Below are 25,887 nucleotides of genomic sequence, written 5' to 3' on the forward strand. Positions count from 1 at the left end.
CTATTCGGGCAAAATTACTCAGCAGCCAGAGTAAAGCGACGGAAAGCAGTGATGTCCAGCTCCTTGTCCTGAGCCTTCACCCACTGAGCTACAGTAGCCTTATCGCCATCACCAAACTGGAACTCCTGATCAATCAGGCAGTTCTCCTTCAAGAACTTGTTTACACGTCCCTTAGCGATGTTCTCGATCATAGGCATCTTCAGCTGAGCCTCACCCTCTGCTTTTGCATCAGCGATAATCTTACGAGCCTCATCAGCCTGCTCCTTAGTAAGCCAGCCCTTATTGACATTGCTCTCGATGTGGTCTTCGCTGTCAACGAGGTTGGGGTTCAAACCAGCCTTCTTAAGCTTCATCTCAACGAACTTCTCAACCTGCTCGAGCTTAGTCTTCTCTACAGCAGTCTTGTACTCCTCGTCAAGAATCTTCTGGTCAACAGCCTCTGCATTCAGAGCAACGGGCTTCATGGCAGCCACCTGCATAGCCAGCTTGTGACCTACCTCAGCATTCTCCTTGTTGGTCTGAACCATGGTACACAGAGTGTGCTTACCCATGTGGTCGTATGCCTCGATGTTGGCACCCTCGAGAATCTGGTAGCCATCGAGCTCCATCTTCTCACCAGTGATACCTGAACGCTGTGTTACAGCCTCCTGAGCGGTCTGACCGTTGATGTCGAGGTTCTTCACCTCATCGATGGTCTTACACTTGTTAGCTACAGCAGCATCAAGGATGCTCTTGGTCAGGGCGATAAAGTCAGCACCGTTAGCAACGAAGTCGGTCTCACACTTCAAGGCGATGATAGCAGCGAAGCCATTCTCAACCTTTGTCAGTACACAACCGTTTGAAGTCTCACGGTCAGAACGCTTAGCAGCGATAGCCAAACCACGCTCGCGGAGCAACTCCTTAGCACGGTCGAAATCACCTTCAGCCTCAGTCAGAGCCTTCTTTACATCAGCCAGACCTGCGCCAGTCATAGCGCGAAGCTTTTTGATATCGTCAATTGAAATTGCCATTTTTTCTTTAATTTTTCGTTATACGTTATACGTTATCACGTTATCGCGAAATGATTACTCTGCAGCAGGAGCAGCCTCCTCTGCGGGAGCCTCTTCCTTGCGAGCCTTGCGAACACGCTTGGGCTTAGCCTCAACAGCCTCTGCCTCAGCCTGAGCCTCAGCAGCCTTCTCGTCGGCCTTCTCAGCCTTACGCTCCTCGAGACCCTCAGCGATAGCAGCGCAGCAAGCGTTGAGGATTACCTCTACGCTATCCTTAGCGTCATCGTTTGCGGGAATCACGTAGTCAATGTTCTTAGGATCGCTGTTGGTATCAACGATACCGAACACGGGGATACCCAGACGGTTAGCCTCCTTGACAGCGATATTCTCCTTCATCACGTCGATGACGAACAGAGCGCTAGGAAGACGAGTCAGGTCGGCGATAGAACCGAGGTTCTTCTCCAGCTTAGCACGCTGACGGGTAATCTGCAGCAGCTCACGCTTTGACAGGTTACCGTATGTACCGTCCTGCATCAGCTTATCGATATTGGCCATCTTCTTCACAGCCTTGCGGATGGTGGGGAAGTTGGTGAGCATACCACCGGGCCAACGCTCAATTACATAAGGCATATTTACGCTAGTTGCCTTCTCGGCAATCACTTCCTTAGTCTGTTTCTTAGTACCTACGAAGAGGATTTTCTTACCCTGACGAGCAATGTTCTTCAAAGCCTCTGCAGCATCGTCAACCTTCAGCACGGTCTTGTGCAGGTCGATGATGTGAATACCATTACGCTCAGTGTAGATGTAGGGAGCCATGGCGGGGTTCCACTTACGCTTCAGGTGGCCAAAGTGGCAGCCAGCCTGCAGCAACTGTTCAAAATTTGTTCTTGCCATTTTTTTTGTTTCTTTAATTTTGTTGTTTACTTTCTTTTTAATCTTTTTAGACCAGCCAGCGGGTAATCAAGGTGGACTAGTCGCACTAGTTGAACTAGTAACACTAGAATTTCTAGCCAGAGTCCCGCCAGTTTAGATACTAAACGTAGTCCAGTTGGATTAACGCTTACTGAACTGGAAGCGACGACGTGCCTTGGGACGACCTGGCTTCTTACGCTCAACCTCACGGCTATCACGTGTCAGGAAGCCCTGATCCTTCAGCGCCTTCTTATCCTCTTCGTTAACCTTTACCAAAGCGCGGGCGATTGCAAGACGCAGAGCCTGGCTCTGACCGGTGAAACCACCACCGTCGAGGTTAACCTTAATGTCGTACTTCTCGGCGCACTCCAGCAGGTTCAGAGGCTGCTTCACCACGTACTGCAGAATGGCTGAGGGGAAATATTCGGTTAAGTCCTTCTTATTGATCGTGATCTTGCCAGTACCTTCTGACAGATAAACGCGAGCCACTGAGCTCTTACGACGACCTATTGCGTTAATTACTTCCATCTCTATTCAATTATTTATACAAGTTAATATCAATAGCCTTTGGCTGCTGTGCCTCGTGCTTGTGTTCTGTTCCCTCATATACATAGAGGTTGTTCAGCAGGCTGCGTCCGAGGGGACCCTTTGGCAGCATACCCTTCACAGCGTGACGGAGAATACGCTCTACACCGAAAGGCTTCTTGCGCAGTTCAGCGGGAGTATTGAAACGCTGACCACCGGGATAACCAGTGTAACGGGTATAGACCTTGTCAGTTTCCTTCTTGCCGGTGAACTTCACCTTGGCTGCATTGATAATAATGACATTGTCGCCACAATCTACGTGAGGAGTAAAGCTGGGCTTGTACTTACCACGAATCAGTTTAGCGACCTTTGAAGCGAGACGACCAACTACCTGATCAGTAGCATCGATTACGACCCACTCCTTCTTGGCTGTCTCCTTGTTAATCGAGACGGTCTTGTAACTTAAAGTGTTCATTTCTTCGTTTAATTTTACTAAAAAACAGTTTTACCTAAAAATATTGTTTACTGAGCGCCGATTCACAAACCGTGCTATCCGGCCAAAGACAGGCACTATTTACACGACACTCGTGGGGAGTCTAAGACCCTCCCCCCAATAATCGGACTGCAAAGGTACTGCTTTTTCTCATTATATGAGGTATGACACAGCCTTTGCAGCCCAACTTTTATAATTATTTAACTTTTATATGATTATTTACGAATTACTTTCACGTTCTTGACGCTTCCATCAGCCATACGTTCCTGACGAATCAGCAGGCCTTTTTGAGTACCATCAGCACGACGTCCCATTACATCAACATAGCGCACATTGTCTGGGCAAACACCAGCATTGACAATACCGTCAGCAGACTCGAGAGAAAGCCAACCGATTTCCGACTCATGAGTCTCGCCGCCACCGGTATAGATGCTCTTTACGCCAACACGTTTCCAAGTAGTTACATCCACGCCGTTCAGATAAACGGCATAGCCATGCTCCGTGATATCGTTATCATCAGTAAACTCATAGGGAATCACGCTCATATCTTCCGTCAGATCTTCATAGTTTTCCTTTTTCAGAACGAAAGACTGTGGCGTACCATCCACGTCATAGTAAATCTGATAGCTCATCTTACCTGCCGACAGGAAATTGCCAGCGGTACTTACCAGGGGAACATCCATGACCAAATAATAGCCATAGTCCTCATCCAATTCCATTGAAGCCACAGACGGAGTAACAGGAACGCCAGGCACATCATTGATTTTTGTCAGTGTCACGTCGAGGAAATACTCAAAGGCCTCATCCTGATCATTTTCTATCTGATAGTAATCAGCCTTCAGCGTACCGGCCTGAGCATCATACGTAAAGGCCATAGGTGCAGTATAGAGGTCATACTCCAGAGTCATCAGACTAAGATGACCCAGGAACTGACCACCCTCTACGGTAATTGTACCATCCTGCAGCACACCCTTTGCCCATGCCTTTGGCAGATAAGGCTCCAGTCCCTGCAGATAGACATCAGCACCATCAATAGCCACATAGACCGTACCAACATGTTCTGTATTAAAATAACCATCAACAGCCTGCATATGATATTCGTCGGCAGTCAGGCCCTCTGGTAGTTCAACAACCTCTTCCACTGTAGGTTCACCTTTATGGAGTACAGGCTGGATATAGTAGCCATAGGCATCATTATAATTACGCTCGGGCTGAGCATTCTCCATGATATACACATCCTGAGGAACCGTAATAGTACCAGCCTCTGCATCATAATCGAAGGTATAACTTTCCGGACATTCATCCATCTCTTCATTATAGATGTCTATCAGGAAGTACATGCTACGTGAATAGTTAGCGTAAGCCTCAGAACCATAGTACTGAGGCGAATTAAACGTAATCTGCTTACCATCTTCACTTAGCAGTCCCTTAATCCATGCTTCAGGCAAATAGTAGCTCAAGCCCTGTACATAAACATCCTTACCGTCAAAGCCCACCTTCAGTGCGCGGTTCACGGGTGTCTGGATCTCGTCGTAGCCTTGATACTCAGAGAAATAACCCTCAAGCGTCCAGGTCTCAGTCTGCAAGCCTTCAGGCACAGTCACTACCACGTCTTCCACCACACGTTCACTATTATTCACCAAGTTACCTGTTCCCGCATAGGTCACCTCCATAGCTTCAATGCGCGCCTGTCCGTCAGGCACACTGAAGACAATCTTATCTGCGCTACCCGTCCACACATCATTAGCCAGTGTCCCCACATTAGACTGAAGGTTTTTCTTTCCACCAGAAAAAGTAAACGAGATTTTTGTGATACCAGGACCAGCCAAGGTCAACGTATTCCCCTTATACAGGCGAACGGATTTACCATTGTCATAATACTTTGGATCACTTGAGCCATTGCCCTTTGCTGCAGTAGCTGTCATGTCGTCCGTAACATTAAACTCAGCAACCACGGCCTGATCATCAAAGCCGCCATTCTCTGCCGCCCATGTAAACGTAGCCTGCCCACCTTGAGCAAACGACATCAACGAACACAGCAAAGCAAACATCATCAGTGTAAAATTCTTCATAGTAAATATTTGTTGTGTTTTCTGAAATCGGGGTGCAAAGTTACTACTTTTTCCTGTCACGAACAAAAAGCAACCGCATTTTTTGCTAAATTACCGAAAAAGTAGTACCTTTGCACCCCAAATAATATATATAAGAGGTATATGAATATCGAGACACTGATAAGTCAAGCCGCAGGCGAGGCCGTCAAGGCACTCTACGGCATGGAGGCAAACGAAAAGATGCTACAGCTGCAGAAGACACGCAGCGAGTTTGAGGGTAACCTGACACTGGTAGTCTTCCCCTTTGTGAAGGCAGCCAAGAAATCACCCGAGCAGACAGCTCAGGAGATTGGTCAGTATTTGGTCGACAACTGTTCGGCTGTTGAGAAGTTCAACGTAGTAAAGGGATTCCTGAACCTGAGCATCGGTGAGGGTGCGTGGCTGCAGTTGCTGCAGGCTATGGATCAGGACGACCGCTTCGGCATGAAAGCTGCTAACGAGGACTCTCCCCTCGTGATGATTGAATACTCTTCACCCAACACCAACAAGCCCCTGCACCTTGGTCATGTACGCAACAACCTGCTGGGTTGGTCGCTGGCTCAGATTATGGAGGCCAACGGCAACAAGGTGGTAAAGACCAACATCGTAAACGACCGCGGTATTCATATCTGTAAGTCAATGCTGGCTTGGCTGAAGTACGGCAATGGCGAGACTCCTGAGTCATCCGGCAAGAAGGGCGACCACCTGATTGGTGACTACTATGTAGCCTTCGACAAGCACTACCGCGAGGAAGTGAAGGAACTCATGGCTCAGGGCATGGACGAAGAAAAGGCTAAGCAGGAGGCTCCGCTCATCAAGGAGGCCCACGAGATGCTGGTAAAATGGGAGAACAACGATCCCGAGGTACGCGCCTTGTGGGAAAAGATGAACAACTGGGTGTATGCCGGTTTCGACGAGACATACAAGAAGATGGGCGTTGGCTTCGATAAGATTTACTACGAGAGTCAGACCTATCTGAAGGGTAAGGCCAAGGTAGAAGAAGGTCTCGCCAAGGGTCTCTTTGAGCGCCATGAGGACAACTCGGTTTGGGCCGACCTGACCAACGAGGGACTGGACCAGAAACTGCTGTTGCGTTCTGACGGCACCTCTGTATATATGACACAGGATATCGGTACTGCCGAAATGCGTTTCCAGGACTACCCCATCGACAAGATGATTTATGTAGTGGGCAATGAGCAGAACTACCACTTCCAGGTACTCTCTATCCTGCTGGACCGCTTAGGATTCAAGTGGGGCAAGGAACTGGTTCACTTCTCTTACGGTATGGTAGAGCTGCCTAATGGTAAGATGAAGAGCCGCGAAGGAACCGTTGTTGACGCTGACGACCTGATGGCACTGATGGTAGAGGATGCCTATAAGACCTCTATGGAACTGGGTAAGTTTGACGACATGACCGAAGAGGAGCGCCGCGAGATTGCCCGCATCGTGGGTATGGGTGCCCTGAAGTACTTCATCCTGAAGGTGGATGCAAGAAAGAACATGCTGTTCAACCCCGAGGAGAGTATCGACTTCAATGGCAACACCGGTCCTTTCATCCAGTACACCTACGCCCGTATCCGCAGTATTCTGCGTAAGGCACCTAGTATAACTAGCCCCGCTAGTTCAACTAGTCTCGCTGATAAGGAAATTGAGCTTATCCAGAAGATGTCTGAGTTTGGCGCTGCCGTGGAGCAGGCCGGCAAGGACTACTCTCCCTCTGGTATCGCCAACTACTGCTACGAGCTGACAAAGGTATTCAACCAGTTCTACCACGACTTCAGCATCCTCAACGAACCCGATGAGCAGAAGAAGGCCGTGCGCCTGATGCTGGCAAAGAACGTTGCAAAGATTATCAAGAACGGTATGGGTCTGCTGGGCATCGAGGTGCCCGAGCGCATGTAATATGCAGAACCCTCCCGACTATAGACACGACACCGTACTGCCCTTGCCCATGGAGGTAAGGGCAGACGCGTGGGCTGTGGACGCGGCCTGTAGCGGCAACCCTGGTCCCATGGAGTATCAGGCTATCGACCTGCAGACAGGTGCGCAGGTATTTCATTTTGGCCCAGTGAAAGGTACAAACAATATCGGTGAGTTCCTGGCTATCGTTCACGCCCTTGCCCTCTGTTGGCAGAAGGGCTTGCATAACAAAACCATCTACTCTGATTCCTACAATGCCATCCTCTGGGTCTCAAAACGACAATGTAAGACAAAATTAGAGCGTACCCCTGAGACGGAGCCGCTCTACCAGATTATCCAACGCGCCGAGAATTGGCTACGCACACATAATTATCGCAATCCCATCATCAAATGGGAGACCCAGAAATGGGGCGAGGTGCCAGCCGACTTCGGTAGGAAATAATCATATTACCATCATAATCATGTTGCGCCACGACTTCTGCATCTGCCGGAAGTTGTGGCGCACTTGTTCCACCACTTACCGTCAAACGCATATTCGTCTCCACCCGGATTTCATCCCACAAGCCTTGTTCCAGGAAAGAATCGAGCGTTTTCCTACCGCCTTCGACAATCAGCGATTGTATATGGTGGGCATGTAGCACCTCCAGATTCAACGGATGCTGACGATCAATAACGAGTCGTTTAGGATTTGGACCATCCCACTGACGCACGGTCAGCTGAGGATGTTCGCGTTCATTGGTAACACGTCCTACAAGGATGGCATCCTCCTCAGCACGCAGTTTGTGCGAGAGCATCTGCGTAAAGGGTGTCGAGATAGCCAAAGCCTTACCGTTGTCATCAATAAATCCGTTAGCCGTTTGGGCCCACTTTAATATAATGTACGGGCGCGAGAGACGATGAAAGGTAAAGAACCTTCTGTTCAGGGCCTTACACTCTTCTTCCAGTACGCCCACAGTCACCTCAATACCGGCATCCCTCAGTTTCCTGATGCCCCTACCCTGCACCTCGGCAAACTCATCAATACAGCCTACTACCGCACGCTTCACACCTTTCTTGACAATCAAGTCGGCACAAGGGGGTGTCTTCCCATAATGCGAACAGGGTTCCAGCGACACATAGATCGCTGCCTCAGGCAACAGTCTTTCGTCCTCTGCGCTGACACTTGCAAAAGCATTGACCTCTGCATGCCCTTGTCCACAGCGCACATGATAACCTTCGCCAATGATTCTACCATCAGCCACTATCACAGCTCCCACCATTGGATTCGGCTTCGCATTCTGCTGTCCGTTCTGCGCCAGTTGCAGACAGCGGCGCATATATTTTTTATCCAAAGAAATTTGGTCGGTTTCCATATTTTGTGTAATTTTGCAGTATGACTTATAATGAATTATGGCGCCAGTTGACGCAGGTCTATGATGACTACGAGGCGAAGGCTATTGCCCGTATGGTATACGAGGTCCGCTTCGGACTCATGCCATCCGACTTATTCATCGGCAAAGATACACAATTATCCACAGATGACCAAAAACTCTTAGCGGAAATTACACAACGTCTGCTGACAGGCGAACCCGTACAGTATGTTTTAGGTGAGGCGGAGTTTGGTGGCAGGACCTTCCATGTAGAGCCAGGCGTACTGATTCCCAGGCCAGAGACCTATGAGCTATGCCAGTGGATAATGGAAGAGAGAAGAGGGAAGAAGGAAGAGGGAAGAAACACCTCGATTCTCGACATCGGTACAGGTAGCGGATGCATCGCCTGCACGCTGGCAGCAGAATTGGCAGACGCAGAGGTGACAGCATGGGATATTTCTGACGATGCCCTGCGCATAGCCACAGAAAATGCCAAACGCACCAATGTCCACGTGTCGTTCAAGAAGGTGGATGTGCTAAATACTTCCCTCCTTAATAGGGAGAGGCCAGCGACGGGTCTTGATATTATCGTGAGCAATCCTCCCTATATATGCAACAAGGAACGCGCAACGATGGAGCGCAATGTATTGGAACACGAGCCAGAACTGGCACTTTTCGTACCTGATGACGACCCACTGCTGTTCTATCGCACCATTGCTCGCTTTGCTGCAAAGACATTAAATCCAGGTGGAGCCCTCTATTTCGAAATCAATCCTTTGTATGTCAGCGAGATGCAACAGATGCTCAGCGAAGAAGGGTTCTCACATACAGAAATTAGAAACGATCAATTCGGCAAACAACGATTCACAAAATCATGCTTATAAAAAAGGAAATGACGGGTCAACAAGCCTACCAGAAGCTCACGGACCTCTGTGCCCGTAGTGAACACTGTCAGCAGGAGATGATAGAAAAGATGCGGCAGTGGGGCGTCAGCAAGGAAGAGCAGGCAGAAGTGATGGACCGTCTGATAGCAGAACGCTACGTTGATGACGAGCGCTTTGCCCGTGCATTCATCTATGATAAGATACGCTATAACAAATGGGGGCGCAGCAAGGTGGAACAGGCCTTATGGATGAAACGTATTGACGACAGCATCAGTAAGCCTCTGCTCGATGAAGTAGACGATGAAGAATACCTAAAGATTCTCCGACCAATGCTCAAGCAGAAGCGCAAAAGCACCAAGGCCGATAGTGAATACGAACTGACCATGAAGCTCATCAAGTATGCCATGAGTCGTGGTTTTACGATGGACATCATCAAACAGTGTATCGAGGTAGAAGATGAGGACGAGTTTCTGGACTAGTCTGCTGGACTTAATCGCACCTCGCAGGTGCGCTATCTGCGGAGGCAGATTAGAACCACAAGAAGCCCTGCTCTGCGCTGACTGTGACAACGAACTGGAGAAGACACCCTTTCCCGAGTCGCCTTACGATAACCTCATGGCCCGACTCTTCTGGGGGCAGTTTCCCATAGAGAAGGCATCTGCCTGGTTTTACTACCGTTCCCATTCCGACCCCAGCAAGATGATATACGACCTGAAATACCATGGTCAGATGTTGCTGGGCGAGGATATCGGCGAACAAATCGCCCTGAGACATCAGCCATTTGGCTTCTTCGATGACATCGATGCCATCGTACCAGTGCCCATCACACGCCGACGCCAATGGAAAAGAGGTTATAACCAGAGTATGCAAGTGGCAAAAGGTATTAGCCATGTCACACACCTCCCTATATATAATAAGGTAGTCAAGCGACAACATTTCAGTCAGAGTCAGACGCACCAGACCAGCATCTGGGAGCGCCGCGAGAACGTAAGGGCAGCCTTTCAGTTGGTTGATGCCGACAAGATAAAAGGCAAGCACCTACTGATTATTGACGATGTAGTGACCACTGGCGCCACCGTGATCGCCTGTGGTCAGGAACTGGCCAAGGCCGAAGGCGTCAAGCTAAGCGTCCTATCTATCGGCTACACAAAAGAGTAAATAATCGTTATGCGGCAGCAAATTTTTCACTCTTCACTTTTCACTTTTCACTTAAAATTCGTACCTTTGCACGCAAAAATCAACATAACGTTATGGATATCAAGAAACAATTCGCACAGAAGCTGATGGATATCAAGGCCATCAAACTGCAACCCAACGAACCTTTTACATGGGCCAGCGGTTGGAAATCACCTATTTATACCGACAACCGCAAGACACTGGGACACCCCAGCCTGCGTTCGTTTGTAAAACTGGAACTCTGTCACGTCATTCAGGAGAACTTCCCTGAGGCTGATGCTGTGGCTGGTGTTGCCACAGGTGCTATTGCACAGGGTGCGCTGGTAGCCGAAGAACTGGGTCTTCCCTACTGCTATGTTCGTCCAAAGCCAAAAGATCACGGTATGGGCAACCAGGTAGAAGGCGAAATCAAGAAGGGTGCTAAGGTTATCGTAGTAGAGGACCTGATTTCTACAGGTGGCAGTTCTCTGAAGGCTGTAGCTGCTCTGCGCGAATATGGTGTAGAGGTTATCGGCATGGTAGCCTCGTTCACATACGGTTTCCCTGTAGCAGAGGAGGCTTTCCGCGAGGCTGGTGTCAAGCTCATTACCCTGAGCGACTACAACGCCGTTGTGGAGCAGGCTGCCGAGACAGGCTATATCAAGGAAGAAGAAAAGGCCGTACTGGCTGAATGGAGAAAGGATCCCAGCGTCTGGGGCGTATAAGGAGGGGCTATGAAGAAATTCGAAAGTAGCATCAAGCAGGTGCCCTATTCACAGGAAGCCGTCTATCGCAACATCAGCGACCTGAGCAATCTGGAGCGTGTGCGCGACCGCATCCCTGAAGATAAATTGAAGGAGTTCTCTTTCGACAAGGACTCTGTAACAATCAATGTTGATCCTGTTGGTCAGATAACCCTGCGTATCGTGGAGCGCGAAGAACCCAAATGCGTCAAGTTCGAGACAACACAGTCACCCATGCCTTTCAATCTCTGGATTCAGGTGCTTCCTGTCAATGAGACAACCTCAAAGATGAGAATCACCATCAAAGCCGACATTCCCTTTATGCTGGCAGCTATGGTGAGCGGTCCTATCCAGGATGGCGTAGAAAAGATTGCAGACGCACTGGCACAGATTCCCTATGTATAATCAGGCGTTATAACGATATTACGTTATCACGATATAACGAATTAAAAAGATGGCACAGAAACTTTGGGAAAAAGACTTTGAGATAAACAGCGAGATAGAGCGTTTCACCGTAGGTCGTGACCGCGAGATGGACCTCTATCTGGCACCGTATGATGTACTGGGCTCAATGGCCCACATCACCATGCTCGAGAGTATCGGACTGCTGGGCAAGGATGAGTTGCCCGTATTGCTGAAGGAGTTGCAGAACATCTACGAACAGACGCAGCGCGGCGAGTTCGTCATTGAAGACGGCATCGAGGATGTTCACTCACAGGTAGAACTGATGCTCACCCGCAAACTGGGCGACATGGGTAAGAAAATCCACTCTGGCCGTTCACGCAATGACCAGGTATTGGTTGACCTGAAGCTTTTCACCCGCCATCAACTGCAGTTGGTTGCCGAGGCCGTCAAGGACCTCTTCGACCAGCTTATCGCTAAAAGTAATCAGTACAAGAACGTGCTGATGCCTGGCTACACACATCTGCAGGTGGCTATGCCCTCCAGTTTCGGTTTGTGGTTCGGTGCCTATGCCGAATCTCTGGCTGACGACATGCTCTTCCTGCAGGCGGCCTATAAGATGACCAACCGCAACCCCTTGGGTTCGGCTGCCGGCTATGGATCATCATTTCCCCTGAACCGTCAGATGACCACCGACCTCCTGGGTTTCGACTCAATGGACTACAACGTGGTCTATGCCCAGATGGGCCGCGGCAAGATGGAGCGCAACGTGGGTTTTGCGATTGCCACCATTGCCGGCACAATGGCTAAGTTGGCCTTCGATGCCTGCATGTTCAACTGTCAGAACTTTGGTTTCGTAAAACTTCCCAAGGAGTGCACCACGGGGTCCAGCATCATGCCGCATAAGAAGAACCCCGATGTCTTTGAACTTATCCGTTCTAAGTCGAACAAGTTGCAGAGTCTGCCCCAACAGATCACGCTGATGATGAACAATCTGCCCGTGGGCTATTTCCGCGACCTTCAGATTATCAAGGAGGTATTCCTGCCTGCTTTCGACGAACTGCTCGACTGTCTGCGCATGACGGCCTATATCATCAACCGCATTGAGGTGAACGACCACATCCTGGATGACCCACGCTACGACCCCATGTTCTCTGTAGAAGAGGTCAACCGCCTCGCAGCAGAAGGTATGCCTTTCCGCGATGCCTATAAGAAGGTAGGCCTCGATATTGAGGCAGGTAAGTTCACACCTTGCAAGGACATCCACCACACCCACGAGGGCTCTATCGGCAACCTGATGAACGACCAGATTGCTGCGCTGATGCAGCAGACGCTTGACGGTTTCGGATTCGAGCGTGTGGAAAAGGCAGAAGCCAAACTATTGGGAAAGTAAAACTGAAGAGTGAAGAATGAAGAAATTACTGCCACTACTTTTACTATTATTGAGTGCCTGTGAAGTGGACAACCAGTTCAGTTCGACATACTGCAACTTCATGTTTCAGGCTTCACTCTACCCCACCAGTGCGCTGACCAATGCCATCGCCAGTTCCGGTGGCAACTTCTGTATTGTCAAGGCCGTACAGGAAAAGGGCGTATGGCACCTGAAACTGACGCCCAACCAAGGTTCCTTCGCAGCCAGCGACTTAGACCTGACGATGACCACAGCCATCGGCAACGAGCGCATCAACTATAACGCCATGGGCAGGAAGCGCGGACTCATCATCGGACGCACCTATAGCGGTGTGCTCTGTGCCTACGACCTGCTGTGTCCCAACTGCGATTTCAACTCCGAACTGAAATGGGCCGATGCCCCTCAGGAGCTCCGATGCAACAAATGCAAACGCGTCTACAGCATCTATAGCGAGTACAGCATCGTGAAGACCGGCGAAGAAGGACACACCCTGGAACAATACAAGCGCGTCAGCTATAATCCCGAAAGAGGTATCCTATCGGTACAGAATCCGTGAAAATATTCTGAAAAATTTGGTTATTCCAATAAATAGCCGTACCTTTGCACCCGCAAAACAGCTGCCGCGATGGTGGAATGGTAGACACGAGGGACTTAAAATCCCTTGACCAGTAATGGTTGTGCGGGTTCGAGTCCCGCTCGCGGCACTTGCCAGCGGCAAGGTAGAAAAGTGGATTCAGAGTCATCTGAGTCCACTTTTTCTTGTTAGGCATAATGCTTAATAAATCGAAAAAAAGACGTGTTTTTGAGTTTATTCCAATTATAATATGTAATTTTGCAATGGATAAAAAGAAAACTAAAAGAAAACTTATTGTATAATGAAAACTACTCAAATGCTTTTGCTGTCGGCAGCTGCTGTACTGCTGACATCATGCTCAGGAAAACTGGGTGCTCTCTCAGCAGATAATTTTAAGGTGACACCAAATCCCCTGGAGACACAGGCCGGTGAGGTCTCTGCCACCATCAATGGTATGTTCCCTGAGAAATACATGAAGAAGAAGGCTGTGGTTACCGTAACCCCACAGTTGCGCTTCCAGACCCCTCAAGGTCTCAAATCAGTTAATGGCGAAGGTGCTACCTTCCAGGGCGAGAAAGTGCTGGGCAACGACCAGACAATCTCTTACCTCGTAGGTGGTAACTACACCATGAAGACCAACTTTGCCTACACCCCAGAGATGCAGCAGAGCGATATGTATCTCATCTTCGATGCCAAGGTAGGCAAGAAGACTGTGAAGGTGCCCGAGGTAAAGGTTGCTACAGGTATCATCGCCACATCTGAGCTCTACAAGCGCACACTGACCTCAGCCAATCCCGCTTTGGCAGAGGATGCCTTCCAGCGCATCTCTGAGCAGAAGCAGCAGGCCAACATCAAGTTCCTCATCGGACAGGCACAGTTGCGCAAGAGCGAGCTGCAGAACAATTCTGTTCAGGAGTTCGTTCGTCTGATCAACAAGATTGTGGCCGATCAGGAAGGTATGGCTCTCGACAACATCGAGGTATCAGCCTATGCTTCACCCGATGGTGGCTACGCATTGAATGAGAAGTTGGCCAACAAGCGTCAGGACGTGACCAACGACTACCTGAAGAAGGAGATGAAGAAGGCCAAGATGGACGCTCCCGTTGACACCAAGTATACAGCAGAGGACTGGGAAGGTTTCCAGGAGCTCGTTGCTGCCAGCGATATCCAGGACAAGGACGTTATCCTGCGTGTGCTGTCTATGTATAAGGATCCTGAGGAGCGCGAGCAGCAGATCAAGAATATCTCTGCCGCTTTCCGCGAGCTCACCGATGGCATCCTGCCTCAGTTGCGCCGTTCTCGCCTCACCATCAACTACCTGTTGATTGGTCGTGACGACGAGCAGATCCTGGCTCAGATGAAGAGCGACGCCACCCAGCTGAGCATCGAGGAGATTCTCTATGGTGCAACCCTCTACGATGACGACCTAGCCAGCACAGAGGCAGCCTACAAGAAGGCTGTTGAGCTCTACAAGAACGACCCGCGTGCTTACAATAACCTGGCTCGTCTGGCTTATGCCAAGGGCAACTACAGCGAGGCTAAGCAGTGGCTCGACAAGGCTGCCGCCATCGACCGCAACCAGGCTGAGACCAATGCCAACCTCGGACTGCTGGCATTGCAGCAGGGCGACATGCTGAGCGCAGAGAGCTATATTGCCAAGGCTTCTAATGCCAACGGACTGAACGAGGTACTGGGTAACCTCCACCTGGCTCAGGGCAAGTATGCACAGGCCGAGCAGGACTTCGGCCGTGTACAGTCTAACTCTGCCGCACTGGCTCAGATTCTGAACAACAACTACCAGGCTGCTGCTTCTACATTGAAGAACGTGAAGAATGCAGACGCTACCACCGACTATCTGCGCGCCATCCTGAATGCCCGCACAGGTAAGACAGCCGATGCTGCTGCAGCCCTGAAGCAGGCCATTGCAAAAGATCCCTCACTGGCCGACTATGCCGCCAAGGATCTGGAACTGACCAAGGTTAGCAAGTAAAGATGAAGATGATAACAAGAGAAAAGAGGAGAGCTGAAAGAGGACAGTGGAAAGCCGTTCTTTACGCTTTCCTCTTTCCTCTTCTTTTATGTGCCTGCGGCGAGACGGGCACCCGTTTCCATCTGGAGGGCAAGTTCAAGAATATCAATCAGGGCGAGTTCTATCTGTGCGATTTCGATAATGGCACGAAGGATACCATCTCCCTGCGTGATGGACGTTTCACCTATGACAAGGACATGCCCGACACGGTTGTCCTGACCCTTATCTTCCCCAACTTCTCTGAACTGCCGATTATTGCCACCCCAGGCGGCAATATCAAGATGGAAGGTGACGTTTCTCACCTGAAAGAAACCGAGATAACAGGTACAGAGGAAAATGAGTTGCTCACAGGTTTCCGCCTGCAGACCAAGGAGATGATGCCCCCAGCCGTTAAGCAGAAGGCAGAAGAGTTTATCCTGAAACATCCAGCGTCGCCCGTCAGCCTCTATCTGTTGCGTCGCTATTTCATCATGGCTGTCGATGCCGACTATGCCCGCATTGCCAAACTCAGCGAGACCATGCTGAAAGCCAAGCCCAACAGCATTCCCCTGATACAGTTGCACAAGCGCCTGAAGGCCACAAGCAACCTGAAGAGTTCAGGCAAGCTGCCCAAGTTCAGGGCTACCGACACCAACGGAAAGACCGTCTCTGACAGTCTGCTCCGCAAGAAAGCCAATGTCATCATGGTATGGGCATCATGGAGTTTTGACTCCCAGCAGATGCTTCATCAGCTCAACAGATGGAAGAGCGAGCACCACGACAGCATCGGCGTCATCAGTATCTGCATGGATGCCGATGCCTGCGAAGGACGCAAGGCCCTGGAAAACGACAGTATCAAATGGCCGGATGTATGCGACGGTAAGATGTGGGACTCTCCCCTCGTCTCAACCCTTGGCATCTCGTTTATCCCAGAAAATATCGTTATTGACAAATCAGGAAACATCGTAGGTCGTCACCTGAGTGCAGCCGACCTGAAAGACAAGGTGGACAAGTTGCTCCGCCAGAAGTAAAACTAAAATAATCATGCTGGTAAAAACATTTTGTGCAGCAGTCAACGGCCTTGAGGCCACTACCGTAACCATTGAAGTCAATATCACCCGCGGCACCATGCTCCACATGTCCGGCCTGGCCGATACCTCTGTACGCGAGAGTATCGACCGCATCCGTGCTGCCATGGGTAATATTGGCTATAAGTTTCCCGTTGCCGATATCACCGTCAACATGGCGCCTGCCGATATCCGCAAGGAGGGTAGCGGTTACGACCTGCCTTTAGCCATTGGCATCCTGGCCGCCAACAGTAAGATTACCAGCGACACACTCGGTGAATACATGCTCGTGGGCGAGTTGGGCCTCGATGGCCGTCTGCTCCCCATCCGTGGCGCCCTGCCCATCGCCATCAAGGCGCGCGCAGAGAAGTTTAAAGGTCTCATCGTGCCACGCCAGAACGTGCGCGAGGCAGCCGTTGTCAACCAGTTGGAGGTCTATGGCATGGACTCCCTGCTCGACGTTATCCAGTTCTTCAACGGCGGAGACCTGTATTCCCCCACGATTATCGACACACGCAAGGAGTTTTTTGCCCAACAGGAGCATTATGAGTTCGACTTTGCCGACGTGCGCGGTCAGGAGAGCGTGAAGCGTGCCCTTGAGGTGGCTGCTGCTGGCGGTCACAACCTCATCATGATTGGTCCTCCAGGCTCAGGAAAGTCTATGTTGGCCAAACGTCTGCCCAGTATCCTGCCCCCGCTATCCCTGAGCGAGAGTCTGGAGACCACACAGATACACAGCATCGCAGGCAAGTTGAGCCGCGACACCAGCCTCATCAGCCAGCGTCCTTTCCGTTCACCCCATCACACCGTCTCCCAGATAGCTCTCGTTGGTGGCGGTAATAATCCCCAGCCAGGCGAAATAAGTCTGGCACATAATGGTGTGCTTTTCCTCGACGAGTTACCAGAGTTCAATCGCTCCGTACTGGAGGTGCTGCGCCAGCCATTGGAAGACCGCACCATCACCATCTCGCGTGCCAAGTACAACATCCAGTACCCCTGTTCGTTTATGTTTGTGGCCTCCATGAACCCCTGCCCTTGCGGCTATTATGGCGACCCCACGCACCATTGCGTCTGCACCCCTGGTCAGATTCAGCGTTACATGAACAAGATCAGCGGTCCCCTGCTCGACCGCATCGATATCCATTGTGAAATTCAGGCCGTACCCTTTGCCGAACTCTCCAAGATGCAGCCGGGCGAACCCAGCGCCACTATCCGCGAGCGTGTTATCTCAGCCCGTAAGATTCAAGAGGAGCGCTATAAGTCCTTTGCAGGCATCCATTGTAATGCGCAGATGACCGAAAAGATGCTCCACGAGTTTGCTGAGCCAGACGCCCAGAGTCTCGATATGCTGCGCATGGCCATGGAGCGCCTGAAGCTCTCGGCCCGTGCCTACAGCCGCATCCTCAAGGTAGCCCGCACCATTGCCGACCTCGCCGGCTCTGAGCAGATACAATCCATCCATATCGCTGAAGCCATCGGCTATCGTAATCTGGATAGAGGCGACTGGGCAGAGCGAGGCATCTGACCGAACTGCTGAACGAGCGGCCGCAGAAGAAACTTTTTCCTTTCCGTCTATTTTTGTTTCGTATGACCCTTGGTTATATGAAAAAGATGTTGTATCTTTGCGGCGTAATCTATAACAATTACTAACCAAAACGAAAACGATTATGGAAATTAAAGCTATCCGCATGTTCGACGGCGGTTTCATGAACCAGCAGTTTGCCTTCGGTGGTGAAGGCAAGGAAGGTACTGACGAACAGATTATCTACCGCAGCAGTTTACAGAACTTTTTGATTGATACGGGCAACGAGGTGATTCTGGTTGACACGGGTTTTCAGAACGAGTTCAAAGCGCCAGAGAAGAAACTGGGCGCCCCACTCTACATGGGCGAAAAGGTGAAGGATTATACGGAGTCCTTTGCTGAACTGGGCTACAAGCCTGAGCAGGTGACGAAGATTCTCATCACGCATAAGCATCCTGACCACTCAGCAGCCATACAGTATTTCCCCAATGCCAAGGTGTATATCTCGCCAGAGGATGCCGATGCCATGAAGCTCCCAGAGGGTGGCAACATCATCCGTGCCGAGTACAAGGAGTCGTACAAGAACTTCCCACGTGCAGAAAAAGTGGCTGATGGCATCTGGTTTATCGAGGCTAAGGGTCACACCAAGGGCAACAGTATCATCATTGCCGAGGACGACGGACTCTATTATATGTTCCACGGCGACGTGACCTATTGCGATGCCGCCCTGAAGGCCAACAAGCTCAGTATCGTATTCGAGGATATCGAAGCTGCACGCCAGACGCTCGACCATGTGCGTGAGTTCATCCAGCAGAATCCCACCGTCTATCTCTCCACCCACTGCCCCGAGGGCTACGAGAACCTGGAGATGAAGCGTGTGATGAAACTATAGATGAAAGGAGGGCTTCGGTCCTCCTTTTGCAATTCATATGATTTTAGTATTGTGTAATTCAAATAAAAGAACTATCTTTGCACCCGATGACAACAACACTAATCATAGGACTGCTGATTCCGCTGCTGGGCACCATGCTCGGCTCCGCCTTTGTGTTCTTTATGAAGAACGAGATGTCCGTGCAACTGCAGAAGTCATTGCTGGGCTTCGCATCGGGCGTCATGGTAGCAGCATCCGTATGGTCGCTGCTCATTCCTGCGATGGAAATGGAAGCTGACAGCGGGAAATGGAGTGTGATGCCTGCCGCCATTGGATTTCTGTTGGGCATGGGCTTCCTGTTGCTCATCGATGAACTGACGCCCCACCTGCATATCGGCACAGACAAGCCCGAGGGTATGCGCTCGCACCTGTCGAAGACAGCCATGCTGGCCCTTGCCGTCACTATCCATAACTTGCCTGAAGGCATGGCCGTGGGCATAGTGTTTGCAGGAGCCGACAGTGGTACAACGAATATTTCCCTTGCCAGCGCCGTCGCCGTATCGCTAGGTATTGCTATCCAGAACGTGCCCGAGGGAGCTATTATCTCCATGCCGATGCGAGCAGCAGGAAATAGCCGATGGAAATCATTCCTGATAGGCTCCTTGAGTGGCGCCGTAGAGCCCGTCGGAGCTGTTGCAGTATTGCTATTGGCCTCCATGCTCATGCCCATGATGCCCTATATGCTCGCCTTTGCCGCCGGCGCCATGTTCTACGTCGTGGTAGAAGAACTCATCCCTGAAGCTTCTGAGGGGCAGCACTCAAATCTTAGCACCATCGGCTTCGCCATCGGTTTCGTTCTGATGATGGTACTCGATGTCGTGATGGGATAGAGGGTTAATGGAAAGCAGCCATTTTTCTTAACAAATCATTTTTATCGCTTTTTGGCGTGAATGGGACTTTTTTGCCCAAAAACAGTCTCTAAAATCTCACTCGAGTGATTTCATGAATTCACTCGAGTCATTTCATGAATTCACTCGAGTCAATTCACGACATCAATCAGCTGACAAAAAATATTGTTCCAGCTAAATAATTCAACAATAGTTGTTCAGTAAAAAGTATTGACTTTTGCACTTTCTCACGCCCCCGTGTTCTCTATCTAACAAGCATACAGCAAAGATGATTTACTTTCTTGAAATGAGCATGAAAATCTTTTTTATAATTTCATACCCTTCAAACTTTTTCTTTCCATAATTTTGAATGTTGAAAAATAATTCTTATTTTTGCGGCATGAAAAGGCAAGAGATAGTAAATCGTATCAAGGAACAGACTCAGAAATTCCTTCCCGAGGCTCAAACCATCCTATATGGTTCGGAGGCTCGCGGAGATGCCCGTGCTGACAGCGATATTGATTTACTTATTTTGCTTCCAGACGATAAGGTACTTCCAGAAAGAGAACATGCAATTGTAAGTAAACTCTACGAAATCGAGCTTCAATCTGGAGTGGTAATTAGTTCTATCGTTATGCCCCGTAAACAATGGGAAAATCCTACTTTGATTACTCCTTTCTATCAGAATGTAAAAAGAGAAGGAATCGTATTATGAAGGAAGATGTACTGACCTAGGAACAACGCGTCGATCTTGTCAATTAATATTTTGGGAAAATCAAGGGTACAGGTTTTTGATTTATTAAGGGAATCAAAAAACTGTACCATTAATTTATTAGAGGACGATACTGAAATTCTGCGGTGGCCTTCAGAAATCTTTTTTGTCAGAATTCAAATCCCACTTTAATGGCGACACCCTCAGTGTTCAACTTTCTTGGTGAGCGTGTATAGTCCATGCTCTTGGAACTTGTGAAGCTCTTAAATGTCTCGAACTCCAATTTCTCCGTCGTATAGCCCACAGAAACGTCGATTGCCTGTTTCTCATTCAAAGCGAAACGGCAACCCGCAGATAGATTAAGGTACAGACCGCCATTATTCGTGACATATGTACCAGCCTTACCGTCAATGAAGGGAGAAATCATTCCTTTAGAGATATTGGCTCTCATATTAGCAAAAACAGGGATATCAACCTTGCTTTCACGCTGGTCTAGTGCAATATTCATGCCCTTCGTCTTGTATTCGGGCATAAAGTGCAAACCGAGACCGCCACCGATGAAGAAGAAAGGATTGATTTGATAACCATGAGACGTATTGATTTCAAAACGACCAAAATCATAGTCGCCAATACCAATCGTATAGCCACCATCAACAAATCCACGATAGCAGCCTTCCGACATGTTCTGTGCACACACCATCTGTGATGCGAAAAGCACAACCAAAGATAACAGATTCTTTTTCATCTCGTTCAATATTAGGGTTAATACTATTGCTTTCAACTACAGCCAGCACTAACTTCTTTTCACAAAAAGAGCGCAGACCCGCCATACTCCCTACCAGGCTTGGAACTGCCTCTAACGTACTATGGTGAAGCCTACGCTCTATGGGCGCAGCTCCAATGCACGTTAGTTTCGCTCGCTTTTTCTCGTTCGAGGTTCCAATTCGGTAGAGAGATTGAGCAATCAAGATGTCACATTCCAAAGAATGCGATGCAAAAATACACATTTTTCTTTGATTTTAGCACATCAAGTTGTAAAAATCGTATAAAATATGATGAATCTGTTTAATTTTAAGCTTTCAGAAACAGAGGATGTGGGTAAAGAACTTTTGTCCGAAAGGAAATAAACAAGACTTTAGACAAGTTCTTAGATAGCAAGCAGGGGACAAGCGGAAGAGAGACCCTGTCGTCCTCTCTTTGATAAAAAAACGGATAGTGCCGAAGCCGGTCTATCCGCTCATATCGTTATACCTTTATATTATTATGTCAACAATGCGGCACGCTATGGAATAAACACCACCTTGTTATTAATCCTCCGCGTTCCTCCCTGTCGCAATTCAGGCGTATTAATTCGAATGTCGCAATCGACTACACAGATGGCTCCCGTCTCGGAGCGGATGACATTCTCATCGTGCATGTCGCTGAGGTAAATATCGGGCGTAGCATACGTCCAGTTGCGATGGTTCTTCAGCTCGAAGCCCATGCGCTGCATGTAGTCGGCAATTTCCTCGTCGGACACATGGCTACCGCCGATGAAGGGTTGCTCACAGATAATCTTGAACTCACCTTGGCTGTCGCGCCCGAAGCCGAGTACGACAAGGCGAGTCTCAGGGAAGTAGGCATTGTGCAGGGCGATACGGTCGAGGGCGAAGATGGGCTGGATGAAGTAGTCGAGGCCGATGCTCTTGATAAGCGTGGCACCATGGTCGTAAACCCTGGCCTCGCCACCCTCGGCAATCTCTTCGCCGAAGGAACGTTGAAGCGAGTCGTCAACACGCTCCATCCAGCAGCTAACGGCCTTGGCCCATTTTTCTATAACTGCCTCCTGCTTCGCTCCGCGTTGGCACTCTCTTTGGAAGTCGCTGAGAGCCTGTGCAGCATCTGAATCTGCACAATCTTCTGCTCCCGCGAGTAGGGATGCAATGACATTTGCCTCACCGCCCGCTGCGCAGCCATACTGTTCTCGCGGTGAAAATCGTTGATATACAAGCCTTCCGCTGATAAACTGTTCTGCATAAGTATCGAGTTTATGCAGACCGTCGGGTGTGAAGCCCTCGGCGATGATGCCGCGAACGGATGCCCAGAAGTCTGCGTTATTCATATTCATGTTGTATTGATGACATGCAATTCGACGGCAAAGATAAGCATTTTCTTTCAATTATTCATCATTTTTACATTAAATTGAGAATTATTTCTTAACTTTGCGGTCACAAAAACAAACAAAGGAGAGAACGATGAAAGTACTATTGATTAATGGAAGCCCAAAAGAAAACGGCAATACGTTTACAGCATTGAGCGAGGTAGCCAAAACGCTAAATGAAGAAGGCGTTGACACAGAGATTATCAGTATTGGAAAACATGCTGTGCAGGGTTGCATAGCCTGCGGCATGTGTGGCAGAAATGGCAATAAATGCACGTTCCACGATGATTTGTATTTTAAAGTATGGCGTGCCATAAAGGATGGTATTGACGGACTCGTCATTGGTTCTCCCGTCTATTATGGTGGCCCCAACGGTTCGCTGTGTGCTCTGCTCGATCGTGTGTTCTACTCTATGAGCAATGAACTGTGTTTCAAGCCTGCCGCCAGCGTGGTGGTATGCCGCCGTGGTGGAGCCTCAGCCGCTTTTGACCGTCTTAACAAATACTTCACCATATGTAACATGCCCATTGTCAGTTCGCAATACTGGAACATGGTGTATGGCCAGACACCAGGACAGGCAACTCAAGATGAAGAAGGCATGCAGACCATGCGTACCCTGGGACGTAACATGGCATGGATGATACAGAAGCTAAACGTCAGCGAAGAGGGACATCCCTCACTGGAAGCCCCCCTGAGGACCAATTTTATCAGATAAAGACACCATCATATGGAGATTATTCTTGCCATTATCGTCATCGTTGCCGTCGTCATTGCTGCCGGTGCCTACTGCGTTGTACAGAAGAAAACCTACGAAAAACAACTGGATGTAGAGGAGAAACGTCACGCAGAAACCCTGACAGAGGTGAAGAATGCCTACGAACAACGCATAGAAGACCTGAAGACATCGTTCGAGAAACAGCTGCGCCAGACCAAAGAGGCACACGAGGGACAGATAGTTGCCCTGAAGCAGATGAACGAGGAACAGGTGAAGAGTCAGCTGGACCTGATTCGCGAACAGATGCAGACCACCTCCGAGAAAATCCTGAAGCAACGTCAGGAGGAGTTGGGTGTACAGAACAAAGAGCAGGTATCAAAGATTATTGACCCACTGCAGAAGAGTCTGAAGGATATGCAGGAGGCACTCGACAAGACCAAGGAGCAACAGACGGAGGCGTTGACCCGACTGGACGAGACCATCAAGATTAATATGCAGAAGAGTCAGGCTATCGGCGAGACGGCCGACCGACTGACACGTGCGCTGACGGGCGAGGTGAAGGTGCAGGGTAACTTCGGTGAGTTGAAGCTCAAGCAACTGTTGGAAGACCTGGAACTCCACGAAGGCGAACAATACGACACACAGGAGACGCTACGCGACAAGGGCGGCAAGGGTCTGAAAGGTGACGACGGCAAGGGACTCATCCCCGACTTCATCCTGCATTTCCCCAACAACCGCCATGTGGTGGTAGACTCCAAGATGTCGCTCACCGACTACGAGCGCTACATGAACGCGGAAGACGGCACGCCCGAGAAGAGTCTCTTCCTGAAAGCCCATATCGACAGCGTCAGGGCTCAGGTGAAGCGCCTGGCCAAGAAAGAATACACCAAGTACCTGCCCGAGGGCTATAACCGCCTGAACTTCGCCATCATGTACGTGCCCATTGAGGGGGCCTTGAACCTGGCATTGCTCAACGATGCCACACTATGGCGCGAGGCCTACGATGAAGGTGTGATGATACTGGGTCCGCAGACCATGTACATGAACCTGCGTGTGCTGGAGATGATGTGGACACAGGTGCGCCAGTTGAGCAACCAGCAGGCCATGATGGATGCCGCCAATACGGTGATAGAACGTGTGCAGGACTTCGGTCAGCGCTTCATAGATGTGGAGTCGAGCATGAACGACACCATCAAGAAGATGTCGAAACTGAAGATTACCACAGCCGACAGCGGTCCCAGCATTATCACCGCTGCACGCAACCTGCTGAAAGCGGGCGCAAAGGAAAGCAAGAAAAAGAAATCGCTCACAGAGATGGACCAGAGCATGTTCATCGAAGGAGAATAATTAACCAGAACCAGAAATATGGAACAGACAAAAGTACTGATTGTAGGAGCAGGACCGGCAGGAACTACCTGCGGCCTGTTGCTCAAACAAAGAAACATAGACTGTATACTCATTGACAGAGCCACCTTTCCAAGGGATAAAATCTGCGGTGGCGGACTGACACCACGCTCGTATAAACTGCTGTCTAGACTGATGCCCGACTTCAGGTACGACTATAACAGCGTGCACCGCCTGAAGCTATGCATTGAGGGCGAACAGGTGCTCGACTTCATGATGGACGAAGAGATACGTATCGTGAAGCGCAGGACATTTGACGCACAGCTCCTGGAGCGCTACCAGCAGGCTGGCGGCACCTTTGTCAATGACGCGCTGATAGGTATTGAGGAAAGTGGACCGCAGGTTATCGTCACGCTGAAGAGCGGACGGCAGATAGCCTGTGAATATCTTGTAGGTGCCGATGGTGCCAATAGTCGTGTGCGCAAATACCTGAATCCGCACGCCAGTCATGGCATCCTCTGCATGGAACAGTATGGTCCGAAATCAGCAGATCGCTCGGCCGAAGGACGCTCGCTACCAACGGGACGCGAGAATGCCATCGTGGGCAATCTCTCGCGTTTCTACCGTCAGGGCTACTACTACAGTTTCCCCAACGAAAGCTACGACGTGCAGGGCTTCGGCGACTATATGACCACGCCCCAGATGTTTCGCAAGGTGCTGAGAGATATGGGCTGTCCTGACGAGAAGCCACTTGGAGCTTATATTCCCCAAAGCACAGAATATCCTCTGCGCAAGAACATCATCCTGATTGGTGATGCTGGCGGATTCCCCAACCGACTGACCTTCGAGGGGCTCTATTATGCTTTCCTCACTGCCAGTCATGCGGCTATGGCTATCAGTACGGGCGCACCCTTCCCCCTTGTCAACAAGCAGGTATTTGAAAACAAGAAATGGGAGGAATATGCCTCACGCTTCTTCTACAGCGAGATAGGTCTCGCCATCCTGAAATTCTTCTGCAAGACGACACCAGGACTCATCACCTGGGCTTTCAACAAAGCAGCGAGATAAGGGAAAAGGGAATAGTGAAAAATTTGCTACCGCAATATAAATAAAAAAATGCTACCGCATCAATCTTAATGCGGTAGCAAATTTTTCACTTTTCGTTATTACTTTT

26 protein-coding genes and 1 tRNA gene are annotated in these 25,887 nt (G+C 49.7%); 19 read left to right on the forward strand and 8 right to left on the reverse strand.

Features of this window, described 5'->3' with window-relative positions; translation table 11 throughout:
* Window positions 1-14: 14 nt before the first annotated feature.
* The 5 genes from tsf to L6466_RS11870 all read right to left on the reverse strand — a co-directional run bounded on the left by tsf (window position 15) and on the right by L6466_RS11870 (window position 4,991).
* Complete coding sequence (gene tsf, locus L6466_RS11850; RefSeq protein WP_091814501.1) at window positions 15-1,010, reverse strand: translation elongation factor Ts; 996 nt, start codon at window positions 1,008-1,010, stop codon at window positions 15-17.
* Between the two features lie 54 nt (window positions 1,011-1,064).
* Window positions 1,065-1,883 (reverse strand): 30S ribosomal protein S2, encoded by an 819-nt coding sequence (gene rpsB / locus L6466_RS11855; RefSeq protein WP_091814504.1) that lies wholly within the window; start codon window positions 1,881-1,883, stop codon window positions 1,065-1,067.
* Between the two features lie 159 nt (window positions 1,884-2,042).
* The gene (gene rpsI / locus L6466_RS11860; protein WP_091814507.1) at window positions 2,043-2,429 is read right to left on the reverse strand and encodes a 30S ribosomal protein S9; all 387 of its coding nucleotides are present in this window, start codon (window positions 2,427-2,429) and stop codon (window positions 2,043-2,045) included.
* Window positions 2,430-2,439: 10 nt separating this feature from the next.
* Window positions 2,440-2,901, reverse strand: a complete 462-nt coding sequence (gene rplM / locus L6466_RS11865; protein WP_091814510.1) for a 50S ribosomal protein L13 — start codon at window positions 2,899-2,901, stop codon at window positions 2,440-2,442.
* Window positions 2,902-3,134: 233 nt separating this feature from the next.
* The gene (locus tag L6466_RS11870; protein ID WP_237802738.1) at window positions 3,135-4,991 is read right to left on the reverse strand and encodes a hypothetical protein; all 1,857 of its coding nucleotides are present in this window, start codon (window positions 4,989-4,991) and stop codon (window positions 3,135-3,137) included.
* Between the two features lie 141 nt (window positions 4,992-5,132).
* Between L6466_RS11870 and argS the strand changes: the two genes are divergently transcribed.
* Window positions 5,133-6,911 carry an arginine--tRNA ligase gene (gene argS, locus L6466_RS11875; RefSeq protein WP_237802737.1) on the forward strand — a complete coding sequence of 593 codons (1,779 nt, stop codon included), beginning with the start codon at window positions 5,133-5,135 and terminating at the stop codon, window positions 6,909-6,911.
* Window position 6,912: 1 nt separating this feature from the next.
* Window positions 6,913-7,371 (forward strand): RNase H family protein, encoded by a 459-nt coding sequence (locus L6466_RS11880; protein ID WP_091814519.1) that lies wholly within the window; start codon window positions 6,913-6,915, stop codon window positions 7,369-7,371.
* Here the strand turns inward: L6466_RS11880 and ribD are convergent.
* Window positions 7,316-8,281: a bifunctional diaminohydroxyphosphoribosylaminopyrimidine deaminase/5-amino-6-(5-phosphoribosylamino)uracil reductase RibD gene (gene ribD / locus L6466_RS11885; protein WP_237794708.1), complete on the reverse strand. Its 966-nt coding sequence runs from the start codon at window positions 8,279-8,281 to the stop codon at window positions 7,316-7,318. The two genes, L6466_RS11880 and ribD, sit on opposite strands and share 56 nt — an antisense overlap.
* 20 nt (window positions 8,282-8,301) lie before the next feature.
* Here ribD and prmC point away from each other — a divergent pair, with 20 nt between their 5' ends.
* The 14 genes from prmC (at window position 8,302) to L6466_RS11955 (ending at window position 20,517) form a co-directional block, all read left to right on the forward strand.
* On the forward strand, window positions 8,302-9,162 hold the full coding sequence (prmC, locus tag L6466_RS11890) for a peptide chain release factor N(5)-glutamine methyltransferase (protein WP_091850878.1): 861 nt from the start codon (window positions 8,302-8,304) through the stop codon (window positions 9,160-9,162).
* Window positions 9,153-9,641 (forward strand): regulatory protein RecX, encoded by a 489-nt coding sequence (locus L6466_RS11895; RefSeq protein WP_237802736.1) that lies wholly within the window; start codon window positions 9,153-9,155, stop codon window positions 9,639-9,641. The genes prmC and L6466_RS11895 overlap by 10 nt, the downstream gene beginning before the upstream one ends.
* Entirely contained in the window at window positions 9,619-10,320 is a 702-nt protein-coding gene (locus tag L6466_RS11900) for a ComF family protein (protein ID WP_091850885.1), read from the forward strand. Before L6466_RS11895 ends, L6466_RS11900 begins: the two co-directional genes overlap by 23 nt.
* Before the next feature lie 92 nt (window positions 10,321-10,412).
* Window positions 10,413-11,042 carry an orotate phosphoribosyltransferase gene (gene pyrE, locus L6466_RS11905; protein ID WP_237794704.1) on the forward strand — a complete coding sequence of 210 codons (630 nt, stop codon included), beginning with the start codon at window positions 10,413-10,415 and terminating at the stop codon, window positions 11,040-11,042.
* Between the two features lie 9 nt (window positions 11,043-11,051).
* Window positions 11,052-11,465 carry an SRPBCC family protein gene (locus tag L6466_RS11910; protein WP_091814539.1) on the forward strand — a complete coding sequence of 138 codons (414 nt, stop codon included), beginning with the start codon at window positions 11,052-11,054 and terminating at the stop codon, window positions 11,463-11,465.
* Between the two features lie 49 nt (window positions 11,466-11,514).
* Window positions 11,515-12,855: an argininosuccinate lyase gene (argH, locus tag L6466_RS11915; protein WP_091850891.1), complete on the forward strand. Its 1,341-nt coding sequence runs from the start codon at window positions 11,515-11,517 to the stop codon at window positions 12,853-12,855.
* A 16-nt stretch (window positions 12,856-12,871) separates the two neighbouring features.
* Entirely contained in the window at window positions 12,872-13,429 is a 558-nt protein-coding gene (locus L6466_RS11920; protein WP_143005646.1) for a hypothetical protein, read from the forward strand.
* A 63-nt stretch (window positions 13,430-13,492) separates the two neighbouring features.
* Window positions 13,493-13,577, forward strand: a tRNA-Leu gene (locus tag L6466_RS11925).
* Window positions 13,578-13,748: 171 nt separating this feature from the next.
* Window positions 13,749-15,437 (forward strand): tetratricopeptide repeat protein, encoded by a 1,689-nt coding sequence (locus L6466_RS11930; RefSeq protein ID WP_237802735.1) that lies wholly within the window; start codon window positions 13,749-13,751, stop codon window positions 15,435-15,437.
* An 8-nt stretch (window positions 15,438-15,445) separates the two neighbouring features.
* A complete protein-coding gene (locus tag L6466_RS11935) occupies window positions 15,446-16,486 on the forward strand; it encodes a TlpA disulfide reductase family protein (protein ID WP_176944232.1) in 1,041 nt (346 codons plus the stop codon).
* A gap of 13 nt (window positions 16,487-16,499) precedes the next feature.
* Entirely contained in the window at window positions 16,500-18,047 is a 1,548-nt protein-coding gene (locus tag L6466_RS11940) for a YifB family Mg chelatase-like AAA ATPase (protein WP_091814555.1), read from the forward strand.
* Window positions 18,048-18,189: 142 nt separating this feature from the next.
* A complete protein-coding gene (locus tag L6466_RS11945; protein ID WP_237802734.1) occupies window positions 18,190-18,936 on the forward strand; it encodes an MBL fold metallo-hydrolase in 747 nt (248 codons plus the stop codon).
* Between the two features lie 86 nt (window positions 18,937-19,022).
* Window positions 19,023-19,805 (forward strand): ZIP family metal transporter, encoded by a 783-nt coding sequence (locus tag L6466_RS11950; RefSeq protein WP_091850905.1) that lies wholly within the window; start codon window positions 19,023-19,025, stop codon window positions 19,803-19,805.
* A 397-nt stretch (window positions 19,806-20,202) separates the two neighbouring features.
* Window positions 20,203-20,517, forward strand: a complete 315-nt coding sequence (locus L6466_RS11955) for a nucleotidyltransferase domain-containing protein (RefSeq protein ID WP_091814565.1) — start codon at window positions 20,203-20,205, stop codon at window positions 20,515-20,517.
* Window positions 20,518-20,683: 166 nt separating this feature from the next.
* On the opposite strand, the gene L6466_RS11960 is transcribed toward L6466_RS11955, so the two are convergent.
* Together L6466_RS11960 and L6466_RS11965 are read right to left on the reverse strand one after the other, a co-directional pair.
* Window positions 20,684-21,259: a hypothetical protein gene (locus L6466_RS11960; protein WP_237802733.1), complete on the reverse strand. Its 576-nt coding sequence runs from the start codon at window positions 21,257-21,259 to the stop codon at window positions 20,684-20,686.
* A 537-nt stretch (window positions 21,260-21,796) separates the two neighbouring features.
* A complete protein-coding gene (locus tag L6466_RS11965; RefSeq protein WP_091814572.1) occupies window positions 21,797-22,621 on the reverse strand; it encodes a putative polyvalent protein kinase domain-containing protein in 825 nt (274 codons plus the stop codon).
* A 127-nt stretch (window positions 22,622-22,748) separates the two neighbouring features.
* Between L6466_RS11965 and L6466_RS11970 the strand changes: the two genes are divergently transcribed.
* From L6466_RS11970 to L6466_RS11980, 3 genes are read left to right on the forward strand one after another with little or no spacing between them, the layout of a single operon-like run.
* Window positions 22,749-23,369 carry a flavodoxin family protein gene (locus L6466_RS11970; protein ID WP_091814575.1) on the forward strand — a complete coding sequence of 207 codons (621 nt, stop codon included), beginning with the start codon at window positions 22,749-22,751 and terminating at the stop codon, window positions 23,367-23,369.
* 12 nt (window positions 23,370-23,381) lie between these two features.
* Window positions 23,382-24,716, forward strand: a complete 1,335-nt coding sequence (locus L6466_RS11975; protein WP_237802732.1) for a DNA recombination protein RmuC — start codon at window positions 23,382-23,384, stop codon at window positions 24,714-24,716.
* 18 nt (window positions 24,717-24,734) lie between these two features.
* Window positions 24,735-25,781: an NAD(P)/FAD-dependent oxidoreductase gene (locus L6466_RS11980; RefSeq protein WP_091814582.1), complete on the forward strand. Its 1,047-nt coding sequence runs from the start codon at window positions 24,735-24,737 to the stop codon at window positions 25,779-25,781.
* Window positions 25,782-25,887 lie beyond the last annotated feature (106 nt).

The sequence above is a fragment of the Prevotella communis genome, assembly GCF_022024175.1.
Taxonomy (GTDB): Bacteria; Bacteroidota; Bacteroidia; order Bacteroidales; family Bacteroidaceae; genus Prevotella; species Prevotella communis.

Bases quoted from the DNA above. Each gene is read 5' to 3' on its own strand.
- L6466_RS11870 (WP_237802738.1), bottom strand. From the start codon at position 4,991: ATGAAGAATTTTACACTGATGATGTTTGCTTTGCTGTGTTCGTTGATG.
- L6466_RS11960 (WP_237802733.1), bottom strand. From the start codon at position 21,259: ATGAAAAAGAATCTGTTATCTTTGGTTGTGCTTTTCGCATCACAGATG.
- prmC (WP_091850878.1), top strand. From the start codon at position 8,302: ATGACTTATAATGAATTATGGCGCCAGTTGACGCAGGTCTATGATGAC.
- L6466_RS11950 (WP_091850905.1), top strand. From the start codon at position 19,023: ATGACAACAACACTAATCATAGGACTGCTGATTCCGCTGCTGGGCACC.
- L6466_RS11975 (WP_237802732.1), top strand. From the start codon at position 23,382: ATGGAGATTATTCTTGCCATTATCGTCATCGTTGCCGTCGTCATTGCT.
- L6466_RS11920 (WP_143005646.1), top strand. From the start codon at position 12,872: ATGAAGAAATTACTGCCACTACTTTTACTATTATTGAGTGCCTGTGAA.
- L6466_RS11980 (WP_091814582.1), top strand. From the start codon at position 24,735: ATGGAACAGACAAAAGTACTGATTGTAGGAGCAGGACCGGCAGGAACT.
- L6466_RS11955 (WP_091814565.1), top strand. From the start codon at position 20,203: ATGAAAAGGCAAGAGATAGTAAATCGTATCAAGGAACAGACTCAGAAA.
- L6466_RS11970 (WP_091814575.1), top strand. From the start codon at position 22,749: ATGAAAGTACTATTGATTAATGGAAGCCCAAAAGAAAACGGCAATACG.
- L6466_RS11940 (WP_091814555.1), top strand. From the start codon at position 16,500: ATGCTGGTAAAAACATTTTGTGCAGCAGTCAACGGCCTTGAGGCCACT.
- L6466_RS11900 (WP_091850885.1), top strand. From the start codon at position 9,619: ATGAGGACGAGTTTCTGGACTAGTCTGCTGGACTTAATCGCACCTCGC.
- L6466_RS11895 (WP_237802736.1), top strand. From the start codon at position 9,153: ATGCTTATAAAAAAGGAAATGACGGGTCAACAAGCCTACCAGAAGCTC.
- L6466_RS11880 (WP_091814519.1), top strand. From the start codon at position 6,913: ATGCAGAACCCTCCCGACTATAGACACGACACCGTACTGCCCTTGCCC.
- rplM (WP_091814510.1), bottom strand. From the start codon at position 2,901: ATGAACACTTTAAGTTACAAGACCGTCTCGATTAACAAGGAGACAGCC.
- rpsB (WP_091814504.1), bottom strand. From the start codon at position 1,883: ATGGCAAGAACAAATTTTGAACAGTTGCTGCAGGCTGGCTGCCACTTT.
- L6466_RS11930 (WP_237802735.1), top strand. From the start codon at position 13,749: ATGAAAACTACTCAAATGCTTTTGCTGTCGGCAGCTGCTGTACTGCTG.
- pyrE (WP_237794704.1), top strand. From the start codon at position 10,413: ATGGATATCAAGAAACAATTCGCACAGAAGCTGATGGATATCAAGGCC.
- argH (WP_091850891.1), top strand. From the start codon at position 11,515: ATGGCACAGAAACTTTGGGAAAAAGACTTTGAGATAAACAGCGAGATA.
- rpsI (WP_091814507.1), bottom strand. From the start codon at position 2,429: ATGGAAGTAATTAACGCAATAGGTCGTCGTAAGAGCTCAGTGGCTCGC.
- L6466_RS11910 (WP_091814539.1), top strand. From the start codon at position 11,052: ATGAAGAAATTCGAAAGTAGCATCAAGCAGGTGCCCTATTCACAGGAA.
- L6466_RS11945 (WP_237802734.1), top strand. From the start codon at position 18,190: ATGGAAATTAAAGCTATCCGCATGTTCGACGGCGGTTTCATGAACCAG.
- L6466_RS11965 (WP_091814572.1), bottom strand. From the start codon at position 22,621: ATGAATATGAATAACGCAGACTTCTGGGCATCCGTTCGCGGCATCATC.
- L6466_RS11935 (WP_176944232.1), top strand. From the start codon at position 15,446: ATGATAACAAGAGAAAAGAGGAGAGCTGAAAGAGGACAGTGGAAAGCC.
- argS (WP_237802737.1), top strand. From the start codon at position 5,133: ATGAATATCGAGACACTGATAAGTCAAGCCGCAGGCGAGGCCGTCAAG.
- tsf (WP_091814501.1), bottom strand. From the start codon at position 1,010: ATGGCAATTTCAATTGACGATATCAAAAAGCTTCGCGCTATGACTGGC.
- ribD (WP_237794708.1), bottom strand. From the start codon at position 8,281: ATGGAAACCGACCAAATTTCTTTGGATAAAAAATATATGCGCCGCTGT.